At 68.4% G+C, this 26,197-nt stretch carries 27 protein-coding genes; 15 read left to right on the forward strand and 12 right to left on the reverse strand.

Annotated elements, in window-relative coordinates:
* Positions 1-11 precede the first annotated feature (11 nt).
* The 3 genes from ACU4E7_RS06130 to ACU4E7_RS06140 all read right to left on the reverse strand — a co-directional run bounded on the left by ACU4E7_RS06130 (position 12) and on the right by ACU4E7_RS06140 (position 1,504).
* Positions 12-368 (reverse strand): lysozyme inhibitor LprI family protein, encoded by a 357-nt coding sequence (locus ACU4E7_RS06130; protein ID WP_447020977.1) that lies wholly within the window; start codon positions 366-368, stop codon positions 12-14.
* 39 nt (positions 369-407) lie between these two features.
* On the reverse strand, positions 408-1,127 hold the full coding sequence (gene queC / locus ACU4E7_RS06135) for a 7-cyano-7-deazaguanine synthase QueC (RefSeq protein ID WP_447020978.1): 720 nt from the start codon (positions 1,125-1,127) through the stop codon (positions 408-410).
* 77 nt (positions 1,128-1,204) lie between these two features.
* A complete protein-coding gene (locus ACU4E7_RS06140; protein WP_447020979.1) occupies positions 1,205-1,504 on the reverse strand; it encodes a BolA family protein in 300 nt (99 codons plus the stop codon).
* Between the two features lie 285 nt (positions 1,505-1,789).
* Here ACU4E7_RS06140 and ACU4E7_RS06145 point away from each other — a divergent pair, with 285 nt between their 5' ends.
* From ACU4E7_RS06145 to ACU4E7_RS06170, 6 genes are all read left to right on the forward strand, one after another.
* Entirely contained in the window at positions 1,790-2,419 is a 630-nt protein-coding gene (locus ACU4E7_RS06145; RefSeq protein ID WP_238123487.1) for a J domain-containing protein, read from the forward strand.
* Positions 2,420-2,544: 125 nt separating this feature from the next.
* Positions 2,545-3,528, forward strand: a complete 984-nt coding sequence (gene cobS / locus ACU4E7_RS06150; RefSeq protein ID WP_447020980.1) for a cobaltochelatase subunit CobS — start codon at positions 2,545-2,547, stop codon at positions 3,526-3,528.
* Positions 3,529-3,623: 95 nt separating this feature from the next.
* Positions 3,624-5,513, forward strand: coding sequence for a cobaltochelatase subunit CobT (gene cobT, locus ACU4E7_RS06155; RefSeq protein ID WP_238123489.1), 1,890 nt, complete (start codon positions 3,624-3,626; stop codon positions 5,511-5,513).
* A complete protein-coding gene (locus ACU4E7_RS06160) occupies positions 5,510-6,559 on the forward strand; it encodes an esterase-like activity of phytase family protein (RefSeq protein ID WP_447020981.1) in 1,050 nt (349 codons plus the stop codon). The genes cobT and ACU4E7_RS06160 overlap by 4 nt, the downstream gene beginning before the upstream one ends.
* A 232-nt stretch (positions 6,560-6,791) precedes the next feature.
* The gene (locus ACU4E7_RS06165; RefSeq protein WP_447020982.1) at positions 6,792-7,772 is read left to right on the forward strand and encodes an SPFH domain-containing protein; all 981 of its coding nucleotides are present in this window, start codon (positions 6,792-6,794) and stop codon (positions 7,770-7,772) included.
* Positions 7,772-8,239 (forward strand): NfeD family protein, encoded by a 468-nt coding sequence (locus ACU4E7_RS06170; protein ID WP_447020983.1) that lies wholly within the window; start codon positions 7,772-7,774, stop codon positions 8,237-8,239. Before ACU4E7_RS06165 ends, ACU4E7_RS06170 begins: the two co-directional genes overlap by 1 nt.
* On the opposite strand, the gene ACU4E7_RS06175 is transcribed toward ACU4E7_RS06170, so the two are convergent.
* Positions 8,236-10,824, reverse strand: coding sequence for a ligase-associated DNA damage response DEXH box helicase (locus ACU4E7_RS06175; RefSeq protein WP_447020984.1), 2,589 nt, complete (start codon positions 10,822-10,824; stop codon positions 8,236-8,238). The genes ACU4E7_RS06170 and ACU4E7_RS06175 overlap by 4 nt on opposite strands.
* A 139-nt stretch (positions 10,825-10,963) precedes the next feature.
* Here ACU4E7_RS06175 and ftsW point away from each other — a divergent pair, with 139 nt between their 5' ends.
* From ftsW to ACU4E7_RS06210, 7 genes are all read left to right on the forward strand, one after another.
* Entirely contained in the window at positions 10,964-12,184 is a 1,221-nt protein-coding gene (gene ftsW, locus ACU4E7_RS06180; RefSeq protein ID WP_447020985.1) for a putative lipid II flippase FtsW, read from the forward strand.
* 46 nt (positions 12,185-12,230) lie between these two features.
* Complete coding sequence (gene murG / locus ACU4E7_RS06185; RefSeq protein WP_447020986.1) at positions 12,231-13,358, forward strand: undecaprenyldiphospho-muramoylpentapeptide beta-N-acetylglucosaminyltransferase; 1,128 nt, start codon at positions 12,231-12,233, stop codon at positions 13,356-13,358.
* Positions 13,355-14,767: a UDP-N-acetylmuramate--L-alanine ligase gene (gene murC / locus ACU4E7_RS06190; RefSeq protein WP_447020987.1), complete on the forward strand. Its 1,413-nt coding sequence runs from the start codon at positions 13,355-13,357 to the stop codon at positions 14,765-14,767. The genes murG and murC overlap by 4 nt, the downstream gene beginning before the upstream one ends.
* Positions 14,768-14,799: 32 nt before the next feature.
* Positions 14,800-15,240, forward strand: a complete 441-nt coding sequence (locus ACU4E7_RS06195; protein WP_447020988.1) for an NUDIX domain-containing protein — start codon at positions 14,800-14,802, stop codon at positions 15,238-15,240.
* 113 nt (positions 15,241-15,353) lie between these two features.
* Entirely contained in the window at positions 15,354-16,325 is a 972-nt protein-coding gene (gene sppA / locus ACU4E7_RS06200) for a signal peptide peptidase SppA (protein ID WP_238123498.1), read from the forward strand.
* A 125-nt stretch (positions 16,326-16,450) separates the two neighbouring features.
* A complete protein-coding gene (gene ihfB / locus ACU4E7_RS06205; RefSeq protein ID WP_238123499.1) occupies positions 16,451-16,735 on the forward strand; it encodes an integration host factor subunit beta in 285 nt (94 codons plus the stop codon).
* Between the two features lie 18 nt (positions 16,736-16,753).
* Complete coding sequence (locus ACU4E7_RS06210) at positions 16,754-17,062, forward strand: lipopolysaccharide assembly protein LapA domain-containing protein (protein WP_238123500.1); 309 nt, start codon at positions 16,754-16,756, stop codon at positions 17,060-17,062.
* Positions 17,063-17,104: 42 nt separating this feature from the next.
* On the opposite strand, the gene cysW is transcribed toward ACU4E7_RS06210, so the two are convergent.
* The 3 genes from cysW to ACU4E7_RS06225 form a co-directional block, all read right to left on the reverse strand.
* Positions 17,105-17,971, reverse strand: a complete 867-nt coding sequence (gene cysW, locus ACU4E7_RS06215) for a sulfate ABC transporter permease subunit CysW (RefSeq protein WP_238123501.1) — start codon at positions 17,969-17,971, stop codon at positions 17,105-17,107.
* Position 17,972: 1 nt separating this feature from the next.
* Positions 17,973-18,821, reverse strand: coding sequence for a sulfate ABC transporter permease subunit CysT (gene cysT / locus ACU4E7_RS06220; RefSeq protein ID WP_238123502.1), 849 nt, complete (start codon positions 18,819-18,821; stop codon positions 17,973-17,975).
* A 305-nt stretch (positions 18,822-19,126) separates the two neighbouring features.
* Complete coding sequence (locus tag ACU4E7_RS06225) at positions 19,127-19,432, reverse strand: hypothetical protein (RefSeq protein ID WP_238123503.1); 306 nt, start codon at positions 19,430-19,432, stop codon at positions 19,127-19,129.
* A gap of 374 nt (positions 19,433-19,806) precedes the next feature.
* On the opposite strand from ACU4E7_RS06225, the gene ACU4E7_RS06230 reads away from it, so the two are divergent.
* Together ACU4E7_RS06230 and ACU4E7_RS06235 are read left to right on the forward strand one after the other, a co-directional pair.
* A complete protein-coding gene (locus ACU4E7_RS06230) occupies positions 19,807-20,841 on the forward strand; it encodes an aspartate-semialdehyde dehydrogenase (protein ID WP_238123504.1) in 1,035 nt (344 codons plus the stop codon).
* Positions 20,842-20,956: 115 nt separating this feature from the next.
* Positions 20,957-21,169 carry a Trm112 family protein gene (locus ACU4E7_RS06235; protein ID WP_238123505.1) on the forward strand — a complete coding sequence of 71 codons (213 nt, stop codon included), beginning with the start codon at positions 20,957-20,959 and terminating at the stop codon, positions 21,167-21,169.
* Between the two features lie 22 nt (positions 21,170-21,191).
* On the opposite strand, the gene ACU4E7_RS06240 is transcribed toward ACU4E7_RS06235, so the two are convergent.
* From ACU4E7_RS06240 to ACU4E7_RS06260, 5 genes are all read right to left on the reverse strand, one after another.
* Entirely contained in the window at positions 21,192-21,938 is a 747-nt protein-coding gene (locus tag ACU4E7_RS06240; protein WP_447020989.1) for an NUDIX hydrolase, read from the reverse strand.
* The gene (locus tag ACU4E7_RS06245) at positions 21,935-23,032 is read right to left on the reverse strand and encodes an alkene reductase (protein ID WP_447020990.1); all 1,098 of its coding nucleotides are present in this window, start codon (positions 23,030-23,032) and stop codon (positions 21,935-21,937) included. The genes ACU4E7_RS06240 and ACU4E7_RS06245 overlap by 4 nt, the downstream gene beginning before the upstream one ends.
* 261 nt (positions 23,033-23,293) lie before the next feature.
* The gene (locus tag ACU4E7_RS06250) at positions 23,294-24,196 is read right to left on the reverse strand and encodes a PhzF family phenazine biosynthesis protein (protein WP_238123508.1); all 903 of its coding nucleotides are present in this window, start codon (positions 24,194-24,196) and stop codon (positions 23,294-23,296) included.
* Between the two features lie 67 nt (positions 24,197-24,263).
* A complete protein-coding gene (gene pdxY, locus ACU4E7_RS06255) occupies positions 24,264-25,112 on the reverse strand; it encodes a pyridoxal kinase PdxY (protein WP_238123509.1) in 849 nt (282 codons plus the stop codon).
* A gap of 123 nt (positions 25,113-25,235) precedes the next feature.
* Positions 25,236-26,048: an SDR family NAD(P)-dependent oxidoreductase gene (locus tag ACU4E7_RS06260; protein WP_447020991.1), complete on the reverse strand. Its 813-nt coding sequence runs from the start codon at positions 26,046-26,048 to the stop codon at positions 25,236-25,238.
* Positions 26,049-26,197 lie beyond the last annotated feature (149 nt).

Consider the following 26,197-nt stretch of genomic DNA (forward strand, 5'->3'; position numbering starts at 1 on the left):
GGGCTCCGAAGTCAGAAGGGTCCGCGCGCGGAGATGGCGCCCAGGGCGGCCTCCAGCTCCGCGATCCGCGCGGTATAGGCGGTCTGCACGCAGGCCGCATCCGTGCCGCACAAGGCACGCCGCGACAGCCACGCGCGCTGGGCATCGACCATATCGCCGCGCTGGCCCATGGCGACCAGCTGGGTGAGCACCCCATAAAGGGTCGCCATCTTCACATCCAGCTGCTGCAGGTCGCAGCTGGCGCAGATGGTCTTCTCATCCGCCGCTTTCGCCGCCGCGCAGGAGAAGCTGGCGCCCTGCGCGACGGCGCCGGTGGCCAGAAGAACGGCGGTTGCGACGCCGGCGAGCCGGAACAGTGATGCGCCCATATGATCCTCCTTTCCTGCGCGCCGATGGCCGGCGCGGATCTAAGGGACGGCGGCGTAGCGGGCGAAGCCCTCGGCCCTGAGCCGGCAGGCCGGGCATTCGCCACAGCCATAGCCCCAGGCATGGCGGGCCCCCCGCGTGCCCAGGTAACAGGTGTGGGTCTGCTCCAGAATCAGCTCCACCAGCTCGCGCCCGCCGAGCTGCTCCGCCAGCCGCCAGGTCTCCGCCTTGTCGATCCACATCAAGGGGGTGTGCAGCACGAAACGGCTGTCCATGCCGAGGTTCAGGGCCACCTGCATGGCCTTGACCGTGTCGTCGCGACAATCGGGATAGCCCGAGAAATCCGTCTCGCACATGCCGCCGACCATATGGCGCAGGCCACGCCGGTAGGCGAGCGCCGCCGCGAAGGTGAGGAAGATGAGGTTGCGGCCCGGCACGAAGGTGTTGGGCAGGCCCCCCTGCTCCATCTCGATGGAGACGGCGCGGGTCAGCGCGGTATCGGAGATCTGGCCGAGGGCGTCGAGGTCGAGCAGATGGTCCGGCCCCAGCCGCTCCGCCCATTGCGGCCGCAGCCCGGCGATGCCCGCGCGCACGCCCGGCCGGCAATCGAGCTCGATGCGGTGCCGCTGGCCATAGGAAAAGCCGAGGGTCTCCACCCGCTCGAAGCGGTCAAGGGCATAGGCGAGGCAGGTGGTGGAGTCCTGCCCGCCGGAAAACAGCACCAGGGCACCTTCGCGGGCACCCGCGTCAGCGGTGGTCATGGGAGCCTTTCAATGACGAACGGGCCGCAGTGCCCGCTCCGTTCGTTCCGCGCAAATGGCGCTCAATTGCAGTGCGCTCACTCCCCGGGAGCCTTGGCCTCGATGGCCAGGGCGTGCAGCCCCTTGGCGATTTCACCCTGCAGCAGGGCATTCACCATGCGGTGGCGCTCCAGCCGGCTCTTGCCCGCGAAATCGGCGGCCACCACCCGCACGCGCAGATGGGTGATGCCCCCGTCATCGCGATGGGCCCCCTTATGATCATGCATCACGCCGGCGTGGCCGGCATGCTTGTGGCTTTCGTCCTCCAGATCGAGGGCCAGGGGACGAAGGCCGGCTTCGAGGCTGTCACGAATGGCGGAAAGAGAGGCATTGGACATGATGAAAACCGTGCTCTGAAAAGAGAAGCGTCACCGTGCAGGCCGCGCGCCATGGCCCGCTCACCAGAACAAGCTCAACCATGGCACCTGCCGGACCCTGCCATTATATAAGCGTTATTCCGGCGCGCCTATCCTGCCCCCTGCGGCGCGGAACGGCTGTCTGCCGGGGGGGACCCGTCGCGTTTCCGGTGCCGTACCTGCGGTATCGGGAGCCCTCGTCGCGTCGCCGCGTATCTGTGCCGTATCCTTGCCGCGCTGCCGCACGGCGCTCATAATTGCCCTGTCATGAAGCTCAACTCTCCGCTCTTCGACCGCATCCGCGTGAAGCCCGCCGCCACCCGCGCGCGCGAGCCGGAACAGACCTGCTGCCAGTGGCCGGGCTGCGGAGCGCCGGCGACTCACCGCGCGCCGAAGGGGCGTCAGCAGGAAGGGCAATACTGGCATTACTGCCTCGACCACGTGAAGCAGTACAACCAGTCGTACAACTATTTCGCGGGCATGACCGACGATGCGGTGTACGCCTATCAGAAGGATGCGCTGACCGGCCACCGCCCCACCTGGCGCATGGGCAGCAAGGGGGCCGGTGGCGCCGCGGCCGGCGACGAGGGGGCCACCCCGCGCGGCGATTTCCATGAGGGCGTGGGCGATCCGTTCGGCTTCGGCGCCGAGATGGGCCGCACCTTCCGGCCCGAGCGCGAGGAGGCCGAGGGCCGCGTGGTGCGCACCACCGAGCGCCGGGCGCTGGAGGTGATGGGCCTCGAAATGTCCGCCGGCGCGGACGAGATCAAGGCCCGCTACAAGGAGCTGGTGAAGAAGCACCACCCCGATGCCAATGGCGGTGACCGCTCCTCCGAGGACCGGCTGCGCAGCGTCATCCAGGCCTATACCAACCTCAAGCAGGCGGGATTTTGTTGACCTTCCGCCCGCATTGAGCCCACCAAGGGGCGTTTGATTTTTCTTGTGGCCGCGGCTTTGCTTGGGCGAATCCAGCGGCGAACCATTCAGGCACGAAGGGCGCGGGATGCGCCCACGGAGGAGTTATGAGCGGCACCGAAACCCTTGCCCCCACCCCGGACATGAAAGTCTCGGTGCGCCAGACCTTCGGCATAGACATCGACATGGACGTGCCGGCCTATTCCGAGCCCAACGAGCACGTGCCCGACCTCGACCCGGACTATCTGTTCGATCGCCCCACCACCCTCGCCATCCTGGCCGGCTTCGCCCACAACCGGCGGGTGATGGTCACCGGCTATCACGGCACCGGCAAGTCCACCCACGTGGAGCAGGTGGCGGCCCGCCTCAACTGGCCGTGCGTGCGCATCAACCTCGACAGCCACATCTCCCGCATCGACCTGATCGGCAAGGACGCCATCGTGGTGAAGGACGGGCTGCAGGTGACCGAGTTCCGCGATGGCATCCTGCCCTGGGCCTACCAGAACAACATCGCTCTGGTGTTCGACGAATATGACGCCGGCCGGCCGGACGTGATGTTCGTGATCCAGCGCGTGCTGGAATCCTCCGGCCGCCTCACCTTGCTCGACCAGAGCCGGGTCATCCGCCCCCACCCCGCCTTCCGGCTGTTCGCCACCGCCAACACCATCGGCCTCGGCGACACCACCGGCCTTTATCACGGCACCCAGCAGATCAACCAGGCGCAGATGGACCGCTGGTCCATCGTCACCACCCTGAACTACCTGGCCCATGACCACGAGGTGGCCATCGTGCTGGCCAAGGCCAAGCACTTCCAGACCGCCGAGGGCCGCGACACGGTCAACCGCATGGTGCGGCTCGCCGATCTCACCCGCCAGGCGTTCATCAACGGGGACCTCTCCACGGTGATGAGCCCCCGCACGGTCATCACCTGGGCCGAGAATGCGGACATCTTCAAGGATCTCGCCTTCGCGCTCCGGGTCACCTTCCTCAACAAGTGCGATGAGCTGGAGCGGCCGCTGGTGGCCGAGTTCTACCAGCGCTGCTTTGGTCAGGAACTGCTGGAAAGCACCGTCAACGTCGCCCTGTCCTGAGGGCGTTCCGGCGGCCGCCGCGGGTGGCCGCCTCCTTGTCCGCGGTGCCGGCCGTCCCGGCACCGTTCCTCGCGTCGCTTTGAGAGACCGGCACCATGGCCCCCACCAACCGCACGCCTGGAAAGGCGCCCCAGGAAGCGCCCGTCGAGCCGTTCAAGCGCGCGATCACCGGATGCTTCAAGGCCATCGCCGGGGTAGGCGAGTTCGAGGTGACCTTCACCGCCGAGCGCCCGTCCCTCGGTCCCGACAGGGTGCGCCTGCCGGAGCCGCCGCGGCGCTTCACCGTCCATGACGCAGCCGTCGTGCGCGGCCAGGCGGATTCCATGGCGCTGCGCCTTGCCTGTCACGACGCGGCGGTGCATCGCAAGATGCTGCCCACCGGCGACACCGCCCGCGCCATCTTCGAGGCCGTGGAGCAGGCGCGGGTGGAAGCGCTGGGCTCCAACCGCATGCCGGGCACCAAGACCAACATCTCCGCCATGCTGGCGGACCGCTACCACAAGGCCAATTACGCCGATATCACCGATCGCGCCCAGGCTCCCATCGAGGAGGCCATCGCGCTGATGGTGCGCGAGCGCCTGACCGGCGAGGCCCCGCCCCGCGAAGCGCGCAACCTGGTGGATGTCTGGCGATCCCATATCGAGGATCGGGCCGGTGATGATCTCGCCCGCCTGCTCGCCTCCATCGACAACCAGAAGCATTTTGGCGAGATCGCGCGCCACATCCTCTCGTCCCTCGACATGGGAGAGGATGCCGACTTCGACGCCGACACCGAGAGTGAGGACAACGAGAGCGACGGCGGCCCCGAAGAGGAAGCCGGCGAAGAGGGCGAATCCAAGCAGGACCAGAGCCAGCAGGGCAGCACCGAGGCCGACGCCCAGCTCTCGGAGGAAGAACTGCCGCTCGGCGAGGTGGATGCCGAGGCCGCCCCGCCCGACGACATGCCCGAGGGCACCGAGCCCGGTGATAGCGAGGAGGCGGCCGAACCCTGGCAGCCCCGGCCGCCGGCCACCCACGACAATCGCGGACCGGAATACCACGCCTTCACCACCAAGTTCGATGAGGAGGTGGCGGCCGAGGATCTGTGCGACCCGGAAGAGCTGACCCGCCTGCGGGCCTATCTGGACAAGCAGATCTCCCATCTGCAGGGGGTGGTGGCGCGGCTCGCCAACCGGCTGCAACGGCGGCTTCTGGCGCAGCAGAACCGGGCCTGGGAATTCGACCTGGAAGAAGGCGTGCTCGATCCCGCCCGCCTCTCCCGCGTGGTCACCGACCCCACCGCCGCTTTGTCGTTCAAGCGCGAGCGCGACACCGATTTCCGCGACACGGTGGTGACGCTGCTCATCGACAATTCCGGCTCCATGCGCGGGCGGCCCATCACGGTGGCCGCCACCTGCGCCGACATCCTGGCGCGGACGCTGGAGCGCTGCGGCGTGAAAGTGGAGGTGCTGGGCTTCACCACCCGCGCCTGGAAGGGCGGCCAATCCCGCGAGGCGTGGCTGGCCGCCGGCAAGCCGGCCCATCCCGGCCGGCTGAATGATCTGCGGCACATCATCTACAAGGCCGCCGACGCCCCCTGGCGGCGGGCCCGGCGCAATCTGGGCCTGATGATGCGCGAAGGCCTGCTGAAGGAGAATATCGACGGCGAGGCCCTCGACTGGGCCCACCAGCGCCTGCTGGTCCGCCCCGAGGCGCGGCGCATCCTGATGATGATCTCCGACGGCGCGCCGGTGGATGATTCCACTCTCTCGGTCAATGCCGGCAACTATCTGGAGCGGCACCTGCGCCACATCATCTCGGAGATCGAGACCCATTCCCCGGTGGAGCTGATCGCCATCGGCATCGGCCATGACGTCACCCGCTACTATCGCCGCGCGGTGACCATCGTCGACGCCGAGGAGCTGGGCGGTGTGATGACCGAGAAGCTGGCCGAGCTGTTCGAGGAGAAGGCCGCTCCCGCGCAGCCGGGCCGGCGGATGCATTGACCCGGCGCGACGCCCCTCGCCCCTCATTCCGACGGCTCATCAGCCTCATCGCCGCCGGAGTGCTGACGCTGGCGGTCGGCGCCGGGGTGGTGATCGAGACCGCGATCTCGAAGCCCACCACGCTGCCGGAGCGGCCGGAGCCGCTCACCGTCACCGCCAGCCCCATCACCCGCTTCAAGCTCGATGACGAGCGCACCCGTTTCGGCGCGCTCGCCTTTCGCGGCGGGCTGGTGCTGCACTCGACCTATCCCGCGTTCGGCGGCATTTCCGGCTTCCATCTTACTGCCGACAACCGCTTCCTGGCGGTCACCGATGCCGGCGTGTTCCTCTCCGGCCGGCTCGATGTCGACGGCGATCGCCCCACCGGCCTCTCCGATGTCACCGCCGCCGCCCTCCAGGATGACGCCGGCCGCCTGCAGGCGCAGCGCGGCCGCGGCGATTCTGAATCCCTCGCAGTGGCCCCGGATGCGGTCTATGTGGGCCTGGAAACCATCAACGAGGTGTGGCGCTATCCGCGCGATCCCCTCAGTGCCCACGGCACGCGGGTGCAGGCGCCCGCGGCGGTGCGCCGGCTGCGCACCAATGTGGGCCTGGAAAGCCTCGCCTATGTCCCCGCCGGCCCGCTCAAGGGCGCGCTCATCGGTATCGGCGAGGAGGGGTTCGAGAAGGGCGGCGACCTGCCCGGCTTCATCATCGGCGGGCCGCAGCCCGGCGCCTTCACCATCACCAAGAGCGGGCCGTTCAACGCCACCGACATGGCGCTGGCGCCCGATGGCAGCTTCTATCTGCTGGAACGGCACTTCTCCATCACCACCGGGGTGCTGATGCAGATCCGCCGGTTCGCGCTGAAGGATGTGACGCCCGGCGCGGTGCTCACCGGCACCGTGCTCGGCACCTTCGACGGCGGCTATGACATCGACAACATGGAAGGCCTCGCCGCCACCACCAACGCCGCCGGCGAGACCCTGCTGACGCTCATCTCCGACGACAATTTCAGCCCCCTGCAGCGCACCATCCTGCTGCGCTTCGCGGTGCTGCCGGACTGAGGACATGTCCCGATCCGGGACGCCCCGCAGACCGCATCGGGGCTGAACGGGAACAAAACGGGCGCGAATCGCGAGACATCGGCGGATCGCGCTTCGTTCCCTCCGGGTTGCAGCGGCACGACGCCCATGTCCTTATGCGCGGGCCGGCCCAGGCCGGCTGCGGGGGTCACGGGCAGCGGCCGAAGAACCGGCCGCAGGACTCATGTCAAGAGACGGACCAAAGGATAAGACCATGCTCGTCGTCGGCCCGAACCTCTTTGTGATCGTGCTTCTGGTGCTGGCCATCGCCATCGTCTTCGCCGGGGTGAAGACGGTGCCGCAGGGCTACGAATATACCGTCGAGCGCTTCCGCCGCTACACCAAGACCCTCTATCCCGGCCTCAACCTCATCGTTCCGTTCATCGACCGCATCGGCAACAAGGTGAACGTGATGGAGCAGGTGCTGGACGTGCCCACCCAGGAGGTCATCACCAAGGACAATGCCACGGTCTCGGTGGATGGGGTGGCCTTCTTCCAGGTGTTCGACGCGGCCAAGGCCTCCTATGAGGTGGCCCGGCTCGACACCGCCATCCTGGCCTTGACCATGACCAATATCCGCACGGTGATGGGTGGCATGGACCTCGACCAGCTTTTGTCCCACCGCGACGAGATCAACGTGCGGCTGCTGGCGGTGGTGGATGCCGCCGCCTCACCCTGGGGCATCAAGATCAACCGCATCGAGATCAAGGACATCGTGCCCCCCACCGATCTGGTGAATGCCATGGCGCGGCAGATGAAGGCGGAACGCGAGAAGCGCGCCGCCATCCTGGAGGCGGAGGGCCTCCGGCAATCGGAGATCCTCAAGGCGGAAGGCCAGAAGCAGGGCCAGATCCTGCAGGCGGAAGGCCGCCGCGAAGCCGCCTTCCGCGACGCCGAGGCGCGTGAGCGCCTGGCCGAGGCCGATGCCCGCGCCACCGAGATGCTCTCCGCCGCCGTGGCGAGCGGCGATCCGGCGGCGCTCAATTATTATATCGCCGAAAAATATGTGAAGGCGTTCGAGACCCTGGGCGCCGCCCCCAACCAGAAGGTGGTGCTGATGCCTTATGAAGGCACGGCGCTGCTCTCCTCCCTGGCCGGCATCGGCGAGCTGACCCGCAGCGCCTTCAGCGGCGAGCCGCCGCGCCCCACCGGCAACCGCCGCGCCACCGGCCCCCTCACGCCGCCGGCCGCGTGATGGGCCCTCTCTTCGATCTCGGGCCCTGGGCCTGGTTCGTGCTGGGCGGGGTGCTGCTGGTGGCGGAAATCCTCGCCCCCGGCACCTTCCTGGTCTGGCTGGGCCTCGCCGCCCTCCTCACCGGCGCTCTCACCTATCTGGTGGACCTGGCGTGGCAGAGCCCGGTGCTCGCCTTCTCCTGGCAGGCCCAGGTGCTGGTCTTCGCCGCTTTGGCGGTGGTGGCGGTGCTGGTGGGCCGCAAGGTCTCCCCCAGCCCCGACAAGGCCTCTGACCGGCCATTCCTGAACCGCCGGGCAGACGGCTACGTGGGCCGGGTGTTCACTTTGGACGAGCCCATCATCAGCGGCATCGGCCGGGTGCGCATCGACGACACCGTCTGGCGCGTCACCGGCCCCGACACCGCCGCCGGCCACGACGTGAAAGTGGTGGCCGCCGACGGCGCGGTGCTGAAGGTGGAGGCGGTCTAGGCTTCCCCCATCGCCGCCCTCACCAGTTCCTCCTCGGCTTCGGCAAGCAAGGCGTCCTCGGCGTCGCCGCCCACGCCTTCGCGGCCGATTTCCAGCAGCACCGGCACCGACAAAGGCGAGACGCGGTCCAGCGGCTGGTGGACGATGTGGCCCTTGATGCGGGCCAGCATCTCGGCGAGGCGCTTCACGTCAAGGAGGCCGGTGGCGGCATCCGCCCGCGCCGCGCGCAGCAGCAGGTGATCGGGCTGGTGGCGGCGCAGGACGTCGTAGACGAGGTCGGTGGACATGGTGACCTGCCGGGCGTTCTTCTCCTTGCCCGGAAAGCGCCGCTCGATCAGCCCGGCGATGACGGCGCAATAGCGGAAGGTGCGCTTCATCAGGCTGCTCTCGTCGAGCCAGGCTTCCAGATCATCCCCCAGCATGTCCTCGTCGAACAGCTCCGCCAGCGACAGCCGCCCCTGGCGCAAGGCGAGGCCCATGTCGCCCACCCCATAGATGCCGAGGGCATAATCGTTGGCGGTGAAGCCCAAAGGCCGCAGCCGGGCCCGCTCCAGACGCCGGGTCAACAGCATGCCGAGGGTCTGGTGGGCGAGGCGGCCCTCGAACGGATAGGTCACGAGATAATGCCGCCCGGCCCGCTCGAAGGTCTCCACCAGGAGATCGTCGCGGCCCGGCAGGCGGGAGCGCAGGCGCTGCAGCTCCAGCCATTCGCGCACCGGCGCCGGCAGATCCCCCCACCGCTGCGGGCTCGCCAGCAGCGCCCGCACCCCGGCGGCGAGGAAGGTGGAGAGGGGAAACTTGCCGCCCGCATAGGCCGGCACCTTGGGCTCGGTGGCACTGGCGCGGGCCACATAGGCCTCGTCCTCCACCATGGCCTCGTAGCGCAGGATTTCGCCGGCGAACACGAAGGTGTCGCCCGGCGTCAGGGTCTCGATGAAATATTCCTCCACCTCCCCCAACACCCGGCCGCCCCAGCGCACTCGCCCGGCCACCCCGCTCTTGGCGGCGCCGCGGGCCGAGACCAGGCGGATCTTGATCATCGGGCTTTCGACGATGGTACCCACATTCAGCCGGTAGGCCTGGGCAATCATGGGGTTGGCCACCCGCCACAGGCCATCCTTGGTGCGGCGGATCTTGGCGAAGCGCTCGTAGGCGCGCAGGGCGTAGCCGCCGGTGGCGACGAAATCGAGCACCGCATCGAAATCCGCCCGCGACAGGTCGCGATAGGGGGCGGCGCTCACCACCTCGGCGAACAGAGCGTCGGCATCGAACGGCGCCGCGCAGGCCATGCCAAGCACGTGCTGGGCTAGCACGTCGAGAGCGCCCACCCGCTCCGGTGGGGTATCCTGGGCGCCCGCCCGCACCGCCTCCAGCGCCGCCCGGCATTCCAGCACCTCGAACCGGTTGGCCGGCACCAGCACCGCGCGGGAGGGCTCATCCAGCCGATGATTGGCGCGGCCGATGCGCTGGAGCAGGCGCGAGGACCCCTTGGGCGCGCCCACATTAATGACGAGATCCACATCGCCCCAGTCGATGCCGAGATCAAGGGAGGAGGTGGCCACCACCGCCTTCAGCCGGCCCGCCGCCATGGCCGCCTCCACCTTGCGGCGCTGGTCCACCGCCAGTGAGCCGTGGTGCAAAGCGATGGGCAGATTGTCGTCATTGATGCGCCACAGCTCCTGGAACAGGAATTCCGCCTGCCGCCGCGTGTTCACAAACACCAACGAGAGGCCGCTCGCCTTGATGGCCGCATAGATGTCCGGCACCGCATGGTCGGCCATGTGGCTGGCCCAGGGAATGGGGCCGTCGGCTTCCAGCAGGGCCACGTCCGGCGCGGCGCCGCCCTTGGCCACCACCAGCTCGGCCAAAGGCACATCGGCCCTTTGGGGCACCAGATAGCGGCGCAGATCATCGGGTTCCGCCACGGTGGCGGAGAGGCCGACGCATTGCAGCCCCGGCGCGATGGCCCGCAGCCGCGCGAGGGCCAGAGCCAGAAGATCGCCGCGCTTGGAGGTGACGAGGGCGTGGAGCTCGTCCAGCACCACCCGCTTGAGGCCGGCGAACAGGGTTTCCGCATCCTTCGAGGCCAGCAGCAGCGAGATCTGCTCCGGCGTGGTGAGCAGGATGTCGGGGGGATCATGCCGCTGGCGCTGGCGGCGCGATGCTGGCGTATCACCGGTGCGGGTCTCCACCCGGATCGGCAGGCCCATCTCGGCGATGGGGGTTTCGAGATTGCGGGCGATATCCACCGCCAGCGCCTTCAGCGGCGAGATATAAAGCGTGTGCAGCGGCGACACCGGGGCGGCGCTGGCCCAGCGGGCGAACGGCACGGCCGCGCCATCGGCGGGAGGCGGCGCCTCATCCCCGGATCGGCGCGCCGCGCGGGCGGCACGGCCTTCGCGCCCATCGGCCAGCTCCAGCAGAGTGGGCAGGAAGCCGGCCAGGGTCTTGCCGGCGCCGGTGGGGGCGATCAGCAGCACCGAGCGGCCGGCCCGCGCCGCCGCCACCAGATCGAGCTGATGCACGCGGGGCGCCCAGCCGCGCGCCTTGAACCAGCGCCGGAAGGGTTCGGGAAGGGCGCCCACGCCCGCTCGTTTCGCCTGTGCCACCGGGGAAAGATAGGGGCGAGAGGCCGCTTCCGCGAGGCGGACCCCTGGCCTTAATCCGGCGTCAACCGTCTTCCCTCACTGTGCGGCCCATGTTCTCGCGTGGAGTATGCGTCCCATGATGTCGCGCGCCGATCGCACCGTGCTGAGCGAATGGTGGTGGACGGTGGACCGGGCCCTTCTGGCCGGCCTGTTCGCTTTGATGGTCATCGGCATCATCCTGTGCCTGGCGGCCAGCCCCGCCGTGGCGGCGCGCATCGGCATCGATGACCCGTTCCACTTCGTGAATCGGCAGGTGATGTTCCTCATCCCTGCCGCGTTCGTGATGCTCGCCACCTCCTTCCTCTCGCCGCGCTCCATCCGGCGGGTGTGCATGGTGGTGTTCGCCATCTTCTTCGTGCTGCTGCTTGCGACCTTGGTGATCGGCCCGGAGGTGAAAGGCGCCCGGCGCTGGCTCACCGTCGCCGGTATCACCGTGCAGCCGTCCGAATTCATCAAGCCGGCCTTCGTCATCCTCGCCGCCTGGCTGTTCTCGGAAAGCACCAAGCGGCCGGAGATGCCAGCGCAGTTGCTGGCCATCGGCCTGCTCGCCCTGGTGCTGGGCCCGCTGGTGAAGCAGCCGGATTTCGGCCAGAGCCTGCTCATCTCCCTGGTGTGGGGCTCGCTCTTCTTCATCTCCGGCCTGCGCTGGATCTGGATGTTCGGCTTGGTCGGGGTCGGCATCGGCGGCGGCACCATCGCCTATTTCACCGTCTCCCACGTGCACAAGCGCATCAGCCGCTTCCTCAATCCGGAATCCGGCGACACCTACCAGATCGACGCGGCGCTGAATTCCTTCCGCAACGGCGGCTGGTTCGGCCAGGGCCCGGGCGAGGGCACCATGAAGCGCCTGCTGCCGGACGGCCACACCGACTTCGTGTTCGCGGTGGCGGGCGAGGAGTTCGGCATCATCCTGTGCCTGATCATCCTGACGCTGTTCGCCTTCATCATCCTGCGCGCGCTCAACCGCGCCCAGCACGAGACCGATCCCTTCGCCCGCTTCGCCGTCACCGGCCTCGCCCTGCTGTTCGGCCTGCAGGCCTCCATCAACATGGCGGTCAACGTGCATATCGCGCCGGCCAAGGGCATGACGCTGCCCTTCATCTCCTATGGCGGCTCCTCGCTGATCTCGCTGGCGTTCGGCATGGGCATGCTCATCGCCCTCTCCCGCAAGCGCCCGGGGGCAGCGGCGCTGGCGGCGCTGAGCGAGCCGCGCCAGCTCACCGGCACGCCGCGCGCCACCCCCAAAACCGCCGCGCCCTATGGCGGCCCCGCCGAGGGCGCCCCTTCCCCGGCATGACCAGCGCCGCCTTATTGGCGTCGCGAACACGGAACAAGAGAGCGCCGTGACCAAGCTCGTTCTTCTCGCCGCCGGGGGCACCGGCGGCCATCTGTTCCCCGCCGAGGCGCTGGCCGCCGTGCTGACCGCCCGCGGCTGCATGGTGGATCTCGCCACCGACGAGCGGGCGGCGCGCTATGCCACGAGCTTCCCCGCCCGGCAGCTGCATGTGCTGCCTGCCGATACGGTGCGCGGGCGCTCGCCCGTGGCCCTGGCGAAGGCCGGCCTCACCCTCGCCTCGGGTCTCATTTCGGGGCTGGCGCTGATGCGGCGGCTGAAGCCGGCGGTGGTGGTGGGGTTCGGCGGCTACCCCTCATTGCCGCCGCTGCTTGCCGCCTCGCTCATGGGCATTCCCACCCTCATCCACGAAGCCAATGGGGTCATGGGCCGGGCCAACCGGCTGCTGGCGCGCCGCGTCACCGCCATCGCCACCGGCTTCCCCGGCCTCACCAAGACCGATCCGGTGCTCGCCGCCAAGGCGGTGTGGACCGGCAATCCGCTGCGCCCCGCCGCCATCGCCGCCGCCGCCGAGCCCTATGATGAACCGGCGGCCGACGGCCCGCTGAAGGTGCTGGTGTTCGGCGGCAGCCAGGGCGCCCGCGTCATGTCAGACGTGGTGCCCGACGCGCTGGCCCACCTACCCCGCGCGATCCGCGCCCGGCTGCAGCTGACCCAGCAGACCCGGGCCGAGGACATGGTCCGGGTGCGCGACGTTTATGGCGACCTCCATCTGAAGGCGGAGCTCGCCCCCTTCTTCGACGATCTGCCCGCCCGCATGGCGCACGCCCATCTGGTCATCTCCCGCTCCGGCGCCGGAACGGTGGCGGAGCTGGCGGCCATCGGCCGGCCGTCGATCCTGGTGCCGCTACCCCATGCGCTGGACCAGGACCAGGCCGCCAACGCCCGCAGCCTCGCCGAAATCGGTGCGGCGCTGGTGCTGCGGCAGCTGGAATTCACCCCCGAGCGGCTCAGCGAGGAGCTCACGCGGCTCGCCGCCGACCCGCAGACATTGACGCAGATGGCCGCGCGCGCCAGAAGCGCCGGCGTGCTGGACGCCGCCGAACGCCTCGGCGACCTCACCCAATATCTGGCCGACGGGGGCACGGCCGCAACTTTTCAAGGACCACGCTCATGAAGCTGCCGGCAGCGCTCGGCCCCATCCATTTCGTTGGCATCGGCGGCATCGGCATGAGCGGCATCGCCGAGGTGCTCCACAATCTCGGCTACACGGTGCAGGGCTCCGACGCGTCGGAGAACGCCAATGTGAAGCGCCTGCGCGAGCTGGGCATCACCGTCAGCATCGGCCATGACGCGGCCCATGTGGAGACCGCCGCCGTGGTGGTGGTTTCCTCCGCCATCAAGCGCGACAATCCCGAACTGGCGGCAGCGCGGGCCCGGCGCCTGCCGGTGGTGCGTCGCGCCGAGATGCTGGCCGAGCTGATGCGGCTGAAGAGCTGCGTCGCCGTTGCCGGCACCCACGGCAAGACCACCACCACCTCGCTGGTGGCCACCCTGCTGGACGCCGGCGACCTCGACCCCACGGTCATCAATGGTGGCATCATCAACGCCTACGGCACCAACGCCCGCTGGGGTGGTGGCGAATGGATGGTGGTGGAGGCCGACGAAAGCGACGGCACCTTCCTCAAGCTGCCCACCGAGGTGGCCATCGTCACCAATGTGGACCCCGAGCATCTCGACCACTTCAAGACCTTCGAGAAGGTGCAGGAAGCGTTCGAGACCTTCGTGGAGAACCTGCCCTTCTACGGCTTCGCGGTGATGTGCATCGACCATCCGGTGGTGCAGGCGCTGGTGGGCCGCATCGAGGACCGCCGCGTCATCACCTATGGCGAGAACCCCCAGGCCGACGTGCGGCTGGTGGACGTGGACCTCAAGGGCGGCATCACCAAGTTTGGCGTGGTGTTCCGCGACCGCTCCGGCGCGGTCACCCACGAGATCACCGGCCTGCGCCTGCCCATGCCCGGCAAGCACAATGCGCTGAACGCCACCGCCGCCATCGCGGTGGCCCGTGAGCTGGGCGTGTCCGATGCCCAGATCGTCGAGGCGCTGGCCGGGTTCGGTGGCGTGAAGCGCCGCTTCACCCATACCGGCGATTGGAACGGCGTCACCATCTTCGATGACTACGGCCACCACCCGGTGGAGATCGCCGCAGTGCTGCGCGCGGCCCGCGGCGCCAGCGAGGGTCAGGTGATCGCCGTGGTGCAGCCGCACCGCTATTCGCGCCTGCAGAGCCTGTTCGACGAATTCTGCACCTGCTTCAACGACGCCGACCACGTCATCGTCGCCCCGGTCTATGCCGCTGGCGAGGCGCCCATTCCCGGGGTGGATCGTGACCATCTGGTGGAGGGGCTCGTCGCCCACGGCCACCGCTCGGTCATCGCCCTGCCGGGACCGGAGGCGCTGGCGGGACTGGTGGCCGGCCTCGCCAAGCCGGGAGATTATGTGGTGTGCCTGGGTGCCGGCTCCATCAGCGGCTGGGCCTATGCCCTGCCCGGCGAGCTGGCGGCGCTGAAGCCCGCCGCCTGACGCGGCCGACCCGCGGCGGAAGGAGACGCGCCATGCTGCCGCTGCTGCCCTGGCTGCGCCGCATGCGCCACGGCCTCACCCTCGGCGTGCGCGTGCTCGCCACCGACGCCGACGACCGGCTGCTGCTGGTGCGGCACGGCTACACGCCCGGCTGGCACCTGCCCGGCGGCGGGGTCGATGTGGGTGAAAGCGCGGCCGCCGCCGCCCATCGCGAGCTGATGGAGGAAACCCACGCCGTGGTGGACGGGCCGCTGCTGCTGCACGGCGTGTTCTTCAATCCCCGGGTCGGCGGGCGCGATCATGTGGTGTGCTTTCGCGCCCGAGTGACCGCCGGCCCCCCGCCCGGCCCCAATCTCGAAATCCGCGAGATCGGCTATTTCCCCTTCGATGCCCTGCCGGATGGCACCACCCCCGGCACCCTGCGCCGCATTGGCGAGTGGCGTCGGCAGCTGCCCCTGCACGAGGCGTGGTAGCGCCACGCCATCGCCGCTGCGCCGGCAAAGAGCGCCGGATGCCTTGCCAACCTCCCCGCCAGAACCTTAAGTGCGCCGACGACCGCCCGGGGCGGTGACTCACGGAGGCTTTGATGTCCCTCGACGCCGACCAGATCGTCGAACGCCGCAGATTGCGGCGCAAAGTCACCTTCTGGCGCACGCTGGGCGTGCTGGCGGTGGTGGGGGCGATCGCGGCGGGGGTCGGCTACGCGGTCTCCGACAAGGTTTCCACCGGCGGGCCCCACGTGGCGCGGGTGGTGATCGGCGGCCTCATCCGCAACGATCGCGAGCGGGTGGAAATGCTCGACGAGATCGGCCGCTCGGGCGCGCGGGCGGTGATTCTCTCCATCGACAGCCCCGGCGGCACGGTGACCGGCTCCGAACAGCTTTATGACGCGCTGCGGCGCCTCGCCGCCAAGAAGCCGGTGGTGGCCATGGTGGAAGGCGTGGCCGCCTCGGGCGCGTATATCGCCGCCCTCGGCGCCGACCATATCGTTGCGCGGCGCAACGCCATCGTCGGCTCGGTGGGGGTGATCTACCAGTTTCCCAACGTCACCGAGCTCCTGAAGACGGTGGGCGTCACCATGGAGGACATCAAGTCCTCCCCGCTCAAGGCCTCGCCCAACCCTTATACCCCCACCACCCCGGAAGCCCGGGCCGCCATCGACGCCCTGGTGGTGGACAGCTACGACTGGTTCAAGGGCCTGGTGGGCGAACGCCGCAGGCTCTCCGACGCCAAGCTCGCCGCCGTTTCCGACGGCCGGATCTTCACCGGCCACATGGCCCTGCCGCTGCAGCTGGTGGACGAAATCGGCGACGACCGCACCGCCCGTGCCTGGCTCTCCCGCGAGAAGGGGGTTCCCGAGAACATGCGCGTGCGCACCTGGCGGACCCGGGAGCTCGATACCGAGTTCGGCTGGCTGCTCGGCATGGCCCGTGGCGCACTGGACGCTGTGGGATTACCACAACTTGGAATTGTGCTGTCAGCAGCGACCCAGGGGGCCCTTGAGCGTAGTCAACTTGACGGCTTGCTGGCCCTCTGGCACCCTCCGGCCGACAGATAACCGGGGACCCAACCCCCTCTCAGGGGTTGCGAATTTTCACAAGATCGAGGCTGGAGGCGACAACCGCCGCCGTCAGCCTGTCCACCGCTCCCGGCGGTTCGGTCGTGAGGGGAACCAGAGCCATCATGATCAAGTCGGAACTCGTCCAGAAAATTGCCGAAGCCAACCCGCACCTGTATCAGCGGGATGTTGAGAACATCGTCAACGCCATCCTGGAGCAGATCGTCTCGGCCCTCGAGCGGGGTGACCGCGTCGAGCTGCGCGGTTTCGGCGCCTTCTCCGTCAAGAAGCGCGACGCCCGCGTCGGCCGCAACCCGCGCACCGGCAAGCAGGTGGAAGTGAGCGAAAAGACGGTGCCTTATTTCAAGACTGGCAAGGAGATGCGCGAGCGTCTCAACACCGGAAAGTAAACAGCCGTGCGGCGGTTCGTGTCCCTTCTCATCGGCCTGCCCGTGTCGATCCTGGTCATCGCCCTGGCGGTGGCCAATCGCCGCGAAGTGCTGGTTTCGCTTGATCCCTTCTCGCCCAGCGCCCCCGTGCTCTCCATGACGGTGCCGCTCTATGCGGTGATCTTCGGGGCCCTCATTCTCGGCGTGGTGCTGGGGGGGTTGGTGACGTGGCTGCGGCAGGGCCGCTTCCGGCGCGAAGCCCGCCAGGCGCGGCGCGACCTCAAGAAGACCGGCGCCAGCCCCGCTGCCCCCGCGCCGGGCCTCACCCTGCCCGCGCCGCGCACCTGAGCGCGCCGGCCGAAAGGCCGAAGCCTCTATCCCCACCGGTGATCAGGCCGCAAGGTCTGTCGGGCGCTCGCCGCGTTTCTTCTCGGCGCGCTCGATCAGGTATTTCGCCACCAGGGTGAACAGCGCCACACCCACCAGCACCGTGGCTGCGGCAAAGGCGGCCACCACCTGGCTGTCCTGGTACAGCAGCTCGATCTGCAGCGGCAGGGTGGACGTCTGCCCCCGGATATTGCCCGACACCACCGAGACCGCGCCGAATTCCCCCATGACCCGGGCATTGCACAGCGCCGCGCCATAGAGCAGTGCCAGCCGCACATTGGGCAGGGTGACCAGCCGCAGGATCTGGAAGCCGGAGGCACCCAGGCTCGCCGCCGCCTCTTCCTCGTCTCGCCCCTGGGCCATCATCAGCGGCACCAGCTCGCGCACCACGAACGGCGCCGTCACGAACAGGCTGGCAAGGATGATGGCCGGCACGGCGAACATGATCTTGATGTCATGGGCGGCGAGGAACGGCCCCAGCAGGCCCTGGGCGCCATAGACGAACAGATAGGCGACGCCGGCGATGATGGGAGAGATGGAGAAGGGCAGCTCCACCAGCGCCAGCAGCAGGCTGCGCCCGGGAAAGGTGAACTTGGTGACCGCCCATGCGGCGGCAATGCCGAACCCCACATTGACGGGCACGCAGACCAGCGCCGCGAAGACGGTGAGCCCCATGGCGTGCAGCGTATCGGGACGCACCAGGGCTTCGCCATAAGGGGTAAGCCCGCGCCGGAACGCTTCCACGAAGATGACGCCCAGCGGCGCGATCAACACCAGAGCCGTCACCAGCAGCACCGCGCCGGTGAGGGTGAAAGCCACCGCCGGCTGATCGCCGACGCGCACCCGATAGCGATTGATGCGCCGCGCCATCTCAGGCCTCCCCGATGCTGTGGCGCTGGTGCCAGGCCTGGATCAGATTGACCAAGAGCAACATCAGGAAGGCCAACCCCAGAAGGGTCGCCGCGATGGCCGCCGCTGCCGGATAGTCATATTCCTCGAGCCGGATATAGGTGAGCAGCGCGACGATCTCGGTGCGAAACGGCTGGTTGCCGGCGATGAACACCACCGCCCCGAACTCCCCGAGCGAGCGGGCAAAGGCCAGTGACGCGCCGGCGAGAAACGCCGGAAACAGCGCCGGCAGGATCACCGTGCGCAGGATCCGCCCATCGGAGGCGCCAAGGGTGGCAGCGGCCTCCTCCAGCTCCGGCTCCAGATCCTCCAGCACCGGCTGCACCGTGCGCACCACGAACGGGATGGACGTGAATGCCATGGCGCAGGCGATGCCCGCGGGCGCATAGGCCACCTGGATGCCCCAGAGCGAGAGCGGCGCGCCATACCAGCCATTGCGGGCGAACAGCGTGGTGAGGGCGAGACCCGCCACCGCCGTGGGCAAGGCGAAGGGCACATCCACCAGCGCATCCAGCAGCCGCTTGCCGGGAAACTCATAGCGCACCAGCACCCAGGCGAGCGCCAAGCCATAGACACAATTGAACAGCGTGGCCGCCGCCGCCGTCGCGATGGTGACTTCGAACGAGGCGAGGGTCCGCGGCGAGGTCATGATCGCCACATAGCGCGCAAACCCCACGTCCGCCGCCTTCAGCAGCAGCGCCGCGATGGGCAGCAGCACGATGAGCGCCAGATAGGTGAGGGTCAGCCCCAGGGAGAGGCGCAGGCCGGGAATGACCGTGCGCCGCGGGCGGGAAGCAAGGCGGTGGAACATGTGCGCTCGAACATCTCCGGCCGGGGCCCCTCGCGAAGGCCCCCTCGGGGAAACGCTCCTCGTGAAAGCCCGCAGGCGTGACAGGAGCAGGAAGCAAGAGGAGCAGCCAGCCAAAGCGGCCACCGACGCACCGGAGGACCAAGGAGATCCGCGCCACCCCATGGGGTTATGGCGCGGCACACGCTATTTGTCATTCTTTTTCTGTGAAGAAAATATTCAACAATTTTTAATTGTATAAAATGCACAAAACAAAGGGCCGCTCTGGCTGGAGCGACCCTGCGACACGCGGAGCGGTACGCCTGAACTCAGTATCCCGGCAGATCGAACGGACCGGGCAGCGGCCAGCGGATGCCGGTGATGGGGCCCGGGCCGACGGCCGAGCCGCTGTAGTTCGGGAAATTGTAGTTCAGCGGCAGCGCGTAATCGAGATAGGGCTGCGAACCCGGCTTCACCATGGTGCCCGGATCAAGATACGAGCGCTGGGTGATGGTCAGCTTGGTGCGCTTCTGGGTCTGCTGCGTCTGCGCCTCGGCGCTGCTGGCGACCGCGACCGAACCCGCGAGCGCGACCATCAGCGCGGCGGCAAGGGTGTGAAGCGGCGCGATACGCATGGAACCCTCCTCAAACGGCTCATCTGCCGTCTCGCCATGAATTACGGCACTTGTCCGGCTGGCGCAAGGAAACGTCGGTGCGCGGCCAGGGTTCCCCGTGGGAGAAATCGCCCTCGTGGCGTCACGGCAACACCGCCATCGCGCCACAAAGCGCAGTAGCGGTGCCGGAAAACGCCGCGACCGCCGGCCTTTGCGCAGCCCCGCCCAGCCCCGCGCTGACGGCACCCGCGCATCGCCCGGCGCAGCGCCCGGCGCATCGCCCCCTTGCAGCGCGCTCCAGCGCTCCTAATTGATTCGGTAGATTTGCAACGCGCGCACGTTCGTCTTACAAGGCGCGTTCACCGGCCCCAAGGCCGGCAATCCCGAGGAAGATCATGGGTTACAAGGTCGCCGTCGTCGGCGCCACGGGCAACGTGGGCCGAGAGATTCTCTCGATCCTCGAAGAGCGGGGCTTCCCCGCGGACGAGGTGGTTGCACTCGCATCGCGCCGCTCGCAGGGCACCGAGGTTTCTTACGGCGACAAAACCCTGAAGGTGAAGGCCCTCGATACCTACGACTTCTCCGACACCGACATCTGCCTGATGTCGGCCGGCGGCTCCGTGGCGAAGGAATGGGCGCCCAAGATCGGTGCCCAGGGATGCGTCGTCATCGACAATTCCTCCCAGTGGCGCACCGACCCCGACGTGCCGCTGATCGTGCCGGAGGTGAATGCCGACGCCATCGTCGACTTCAAGAAGAAGAACATCATCGCCAATCCCAACTGCTCCACGGCGCAGCTGGTGGTGGCGCTGAAGCCGCTGCATGACGCGGCGACCATCAAGCGGGTGGTGGTGTCCACCTATCAATCCGTCTCCGGCGCCGGCAAGGACGCCATGGACGAATTGTTCAGCCAGACCCGGGCCATCTTCGTCTCCGATCCGGTGGAGCCGAAGAAGTTCCCCAAGCGCATCGCCTTCAACCTCATTCCGCAGATCGACGTCTTCATGGACGATGGGTCCACCAAGGAAGAGTGGAAGATGGTGGTCGAGACCAAGAAGATCCTCGACCCCAAGATCAAGCTCACGGCCACCTGTGTCCGCGTGCCGGTCTTCATCTCCCATTCGGAATCGGTGAATGTGGAGTTCGAGAAGGAGCTGTCCGCCGAGGACGCGCGCAAGATCCTGCGCGAGGCCCCGGGCATCCTGGTGGTCGATACCCGTGAGCCCGGTGGCTATGCCACCCCCCACGAGGCGGCCGGCGAGGACGCCACCTACATCTCGCGCCTGCGCGACGATCCGACGGTGGAGAACGCCATCAACTTCTGGTGCGTCTCCGACAATCTGCGCAAGGGTGCGGCCCTGAACGCGGTTCAGATCGCCGAGGTGCTGGTGAACCGCAAGCTCATCTCGCCCCGCCGCGCGGCGGCGTGACCGCATCGCGAACGGCCCTCCCCGGAGGGCCGTTTTCGCTTGCGGCCCGATGTCCTATGCTCGGGCCGCCTCTGGTCGGCAGCAGGCCGACGGCTCGATGGATCAGGTGAAGACCATGTCTCAATCCCAGCGCTCCGGCCAGGATGTGGACCCCAAGCTCCTGGAGATCCTCGTGTGCCCCCTCACCAAGGGGCCGCTGGAATATGATCGCGCGCGCCAGGAACTCATCTCCCGCGCCGCCCGCCTCGCCTATCCCATCCGCGACGGCATCCCGATCATGCTCGCCGACGACGCCCGCCCGCTGGACGAGGCCGAGCTCAAGAAATAAGCCGCTGCCGGCAAGCCGGACATTAGGATCGGTCAGCGGACCAGCGCGCCTGCATATAGGCGAGGGCAAAGGGCGCCATCTGCGGCGTAAAATCCCCCGGGCCGCGCACCAGCATCATGTCGGTGAGTTCCGGCAGCGCCTCGCGGGCCAAGAAGTCGCGCACCTGTGCCGCCGCGGCGGCGGCCGGGCGACGCAGCACCAGACGTCGCATGAGGGCGAGGCGCGGGCCGTCGAACACGGCGACAAAGCCAAGGTCCTGCGCCACATCCGCGGCGCCCAGCCCGGTTTCCTCCCGCAGTTCCTGCCAGGCTGACGCCTCCAGATCCACCTGCCCTGCGGGCGTGACATTGGAGAGGTCCGGCGTGCCGCCCGGGAAATAGACGCAGCCGGCGGACGCGGTGTGGGGACCCATCACCCCCATCAGGAAGGCGCCGTCCGCCCCCTCGATGGCGGCGAGGGAAAAAGCGTTGAGCGCCTGCATGTCCTGCGGCCAGCCACGATCGCGCCACCACAGGAAGGTGGCGAAATCGGTCTGGCGGAATCGGCCCCGCAGGTGACCGTCATCCATCTCGTAATCGCGCAACAGCAGAACGGCCCCGTTCCACAGGTGCGGATTGACGGCGCGCCGTTGGGCGAAATGGGCGTCGATCTCGCTGCGGAATGCCTCCGCCTCGGGCCAGCCGCCGGGCTCCAGAACGAGGTCGAGACCTCGGACCGGCACCACGCGCCGGCCCTCGGTCTCATTTCCCCATAACGGATCGGCGCTCACGCCACCGGGTCCAGGGTCGGATAGTCCGTATAGCCCTTGGCCCCACCGCCATAGAGGGTGTCGCGGTCGAGCTCATTCCAGGGCGCGTTGCGGCGCAGCCGCTCCACCAGATCGGGATTGGAGATGAAGGGGCGGCCGAACGCCACCAGATCAGCCTTGCCTTCCGCCACCACCCGGGTGGCGAGATCAAGGTCGTAGCCGTTGTTCACCATCCAGGGGCCGGCGAAGCGCTGGCGCAGCGCCTCGAAGGAGAAGTCCGGCGCCACATCCCGCGGGCCGCCGGTGGCGCCTTCCACCACATGGACATAGAGCGGGTGGCGCTTGTCCAGTTCCTCGATCACCGCATTGAACAGCGCCTGCGGGTCGCTGTCGGAGATGCCGTTGGCCGGGCTCACCGGCGACAGGCGCACACCGGTGCGAGCGGCGCCGATCTCGGCGATCACCGCATCCATCACCTCCAACAGGAAGCGGCAGCGGTTGGCGATGGAGCCGCCATAGGCATCGGTGCGGTGGTTGGCGCCATCCTTCAGGAACTGGTCGATGAGGTAGCCGTTGGCGGCATGCACCTCCACCCCGTCGAAGCCGGCTGTGATGGCATTGGCCGCCGCCCGGCGATAATCGGCAACGATGCCGGCGATCTCGCCAATCTCCAGCGCCCGCGGCATGGAGGTGTCGGTGAAGGTATTGTTCACAAAGGTTTTGGTGGCGGCCTGCAGCGCCGATGGCGCCACCGGAGCCGCCCCGCCCGGCTGCAGCGCCGTGTGGGAGACCCGGCCCACGTGCCACAGCTGGATGACGATGCGCCCGCCCTTCGCGTGCACCGCGTCGGTCACCTTGCGCCAGCCGGCGACCTGGGCATCCGTATAAATCCCGGGGGTGTCCTGATAGCCCTGGCCCTGCTGGCTGATCTGCGACGCCTCGGTGATGAGCAGGCCGGCGCTGGCGCGCTGGGCGTAATAGTCCGGCGCCAGATCGCTCGGCACGAAGCCCGGCGCGGCGCGGTTACGGGTGAGGGGCGCCATGACAATGCGGTTGGGAAGCATCATCTCGCCCAGGCGATAGCTGTCGAACAAGGAGGGCGTGCTTGCGCTCATAGACAATCCCTTTGCCAGGCCGCAGACGGCCGGATGGATGCGATTGAGCGAACATAGGTGCGACCGGCCGATCGCCAAGGGGCGCGCCGGGAAAGCCTGCGCCAAAACCCCCGGAAAGCGGCGTGATCACAAAAAATTCACGCCGCGGTACGCATTTTCCAGAGCTATCGCAAGGGAATACACCATTTCCCTTGTGAAATGCGGCGTCCCTGGCCATGCCCTGTTTCACGTGAATCCGCCGCATGGGCGCGCGGCACATGGTCAGATGTGCAGCACCCCCTCGGCCACCACCACCGCACCGCCGCCGATGGTGGTGGTGCCATCCACCAGTGCCCCGTCCTTCACCGAGAAGCCGATGTCGATGCGGCTCGGCCGGCCCATCTCGAAGCCCTGGTCGATGCGCACCTTATGGTGGCCATCCACCCGGTTTTCCGCATCCAGCAGCACCTTGGGGAATGCCGCTGCCGCCGCGCCGGTCGCCGGGTCCTCGACGAGGCCGAGGCCGGGAGAGAACATGCGGGCGCGGAAATCGGCGTCGCCGTCCTCATCCAAAGTGTAGAGATAGACCGCCTCGCCAAAGGCCCCGAGGGTGGCGATGGAGGCCGCCTCGTCAGGCCGTGCCCGGGCGAGGGCCGTGAGATTGGCCAGCGGAATGAACAGGAAGGGCACGCCCGCGGAGGCCACCACCGGCCGGTGGGCGTCAAAGCCGATATCTTCCGGATCAAGGTTCAGCGCCTCGGCACAGGCCTGGCGGGAGACATCCACCGTCTCCAGCGCGGCGCGGCGCGGCACGGTGAAGACCGCCGATCCCTTGCGGCTGCCTGCGCCATCGGTGGCCACGGTGCAGCTGACGGCGCCGATGGGCTCGTCCAGCTTCATCACCCCCTTGTCGATCTTGTCCTCCAGCGCCAGCAGCACCGCCGTGCCCACCGTGGGGTGGCCGGCAAACGGCATCTCATGGGCGACCGTGAAGATGCGGATGCGGGCGCGGTGCGCGGGATCCTTCGGCGGCAGGATGAACACCGTCTCGGAGAGATTGAACTCGCGGGTGATCTGCTGCATGGCCGCGTCGTCGAGCCCCGAGGCGTCGGTCACCACGGCCAGGGGATTGCCGCCGAACGGGCGGGTGGTGAACACGTCGAGCGTCACATAACGGCGCGGCATAACGGCTTTCCGGACAGGATGGCGAACAGAACGCACCGGCCCCGAAGGCCAGCGCCACAAAGTTGCCTTAAACCGCCATGGGCGTGAAGACCTTGGAGGGGCTCACGAACTCCTCCTGGGCCTCGACCAGCAGCAATTCCCGGGAGTGTGCTTTTTCGGTCCGCTCCAGGAGGCAGAAGATGGAGGAGGCGGCGGCCGACAGCGCCTCGGCGGTGGAGCCCGTGCGCTTCACGTGGAAGAAGAACAGGGCCGCGATGGCGTCGCCCGCCCCGTTCAGGGACACGTCCAGCCGCGGCGTGCGCACCAGGAAGCGGCCATCCGGCCCGCAGGCGAGGAGATCGATGGACTCCTTCGGCGTTTCCCGGGTGTGCAGGCTGGTCACCAGCACCGCCTTCGGCCCGCGCTTCTGCAGCACCGCGCAGGCCGCCAGCGCATCCTCCAGATCCACCACCTGACGGCCGGAGAGCAGCTCCAGCTCGAACTGGTTGGGTGTGATCACGTCAGCCGCCGGCACCGCCTGGTCGCGCATGAATTCGGGAATGCCCGGCAGCACGAACACGCCGCGTCCCACGTCGCCGATCACCGGATCACAGCAATAATCCGCATTGGGATTGGCGGCGCGCACCCGCTCCACGGCGCCGAGAATGCCGGCGCCAATCTCCGCCGAGCCCATGTAGCCGGACAGCACGCCATCACAGCGCGGCAGCACCCCGCGCTCGGCGATACCCTCAACCAGATCGGCGATCACCGAGGCATCGAACACTTGGCCGCGCCAGGCGCCATAGCCGGTGTGGTTGGAGAACTGGACGGTGTGGATGGGCCACACCTCCACCCCCAGCCGCTGCAGCGGGAAGACGGCGGAGGCGTTGCCCACGTGTCCATAGGCGACATGGGACTGGATCGACAGGAGATTCATCGGGCGTTTCCGGGTCGAGCCGAAGCAGGGGACAGGACATTAGACGCGGTTCGCCGGTTACTCCCCGCATCGGCGCGGCACAAATGGAAATTGCTCATCAATGCCGCACGCAACGGTGATGGGTCAGCCGCGCGACGCCAGCATGAAGCGGGTGGCCTCGCTCACCAGCCGGCGCGGTGCGAGCCGCGCCAAGAGGATCAGCACCCTGTTGAGCAGCCCCACCACCTCCACCCGCCGCCCGGCCATGAGCGCCTTGAGGCCGCGCTCGGCCACCATCTGCGCGCTGGTCATGGGCCCCTTGAACAGCCGCGTGCCATCCCAGCCGGCCCGGGCGAAGAAGCGGGTGGACGTCGGCCCCGGACACAGGGCCGTGACGGTGACGCCGGAGCCCTTCAGCTCTTCGGCGACCGCCTCCGAGAAGCTCAGCACATAGGCCTTGGTGGCACCGTAAACGGCGGAGAAGGGCAGCGGCGCGAAGGCGCCGGTGGACGCCACATTGAGGATGCGGCCCGAGCCGCGCGCCCGCATGCCCGGCAGCACCGCCGCCGTGAGGCGTGTCAGCGCCCCCACATTGGTGGTGATCATGGACAATGACAGCGCCGGGTCGATTTCGGCAAAGCGGCCATAGGCGCCAAAGCCCGCATTGTTCACCAGAATGTCGGGCACCCGCGCCGCCAGCTCCTGCGCCAGTCCCTCGAGGGCGGCCGGCGCGGCAAGATCCACCTGCCGCACCGTGACGGCGCGGCCGAGCGCCGCAATCTTCCGTTCCGCCGCCGCCAGCCTCTCCCCATCGCGCCCCACCAGCATGAGATCGAAGCCGGCCTGGGCAAGCTCCACGGCGAGCGCCAGACCGATGCCACTCGACGCCCCGGTGACCACCGCGAGCGGCGCGGCGGCCGTACCTTCCGCCGATCGAAGGCCAAGCTGTGCGGACATCCCCACCTCTCCGGTGCCGTGAACGATGTCGCAGTCTAGCCCAAATGATCGCCGGCCCGCGCCCCGCCGCTGCGACCAACGCAGCCCTGGCACCGGGGCCGCGAGGCGCCTATGGGTAGCGACGCGACGCCGCGCCCCCGGACCTTGGG

This window comes from Xanthobacter sp. ZOL 2024, assembly GCF_052932325.1.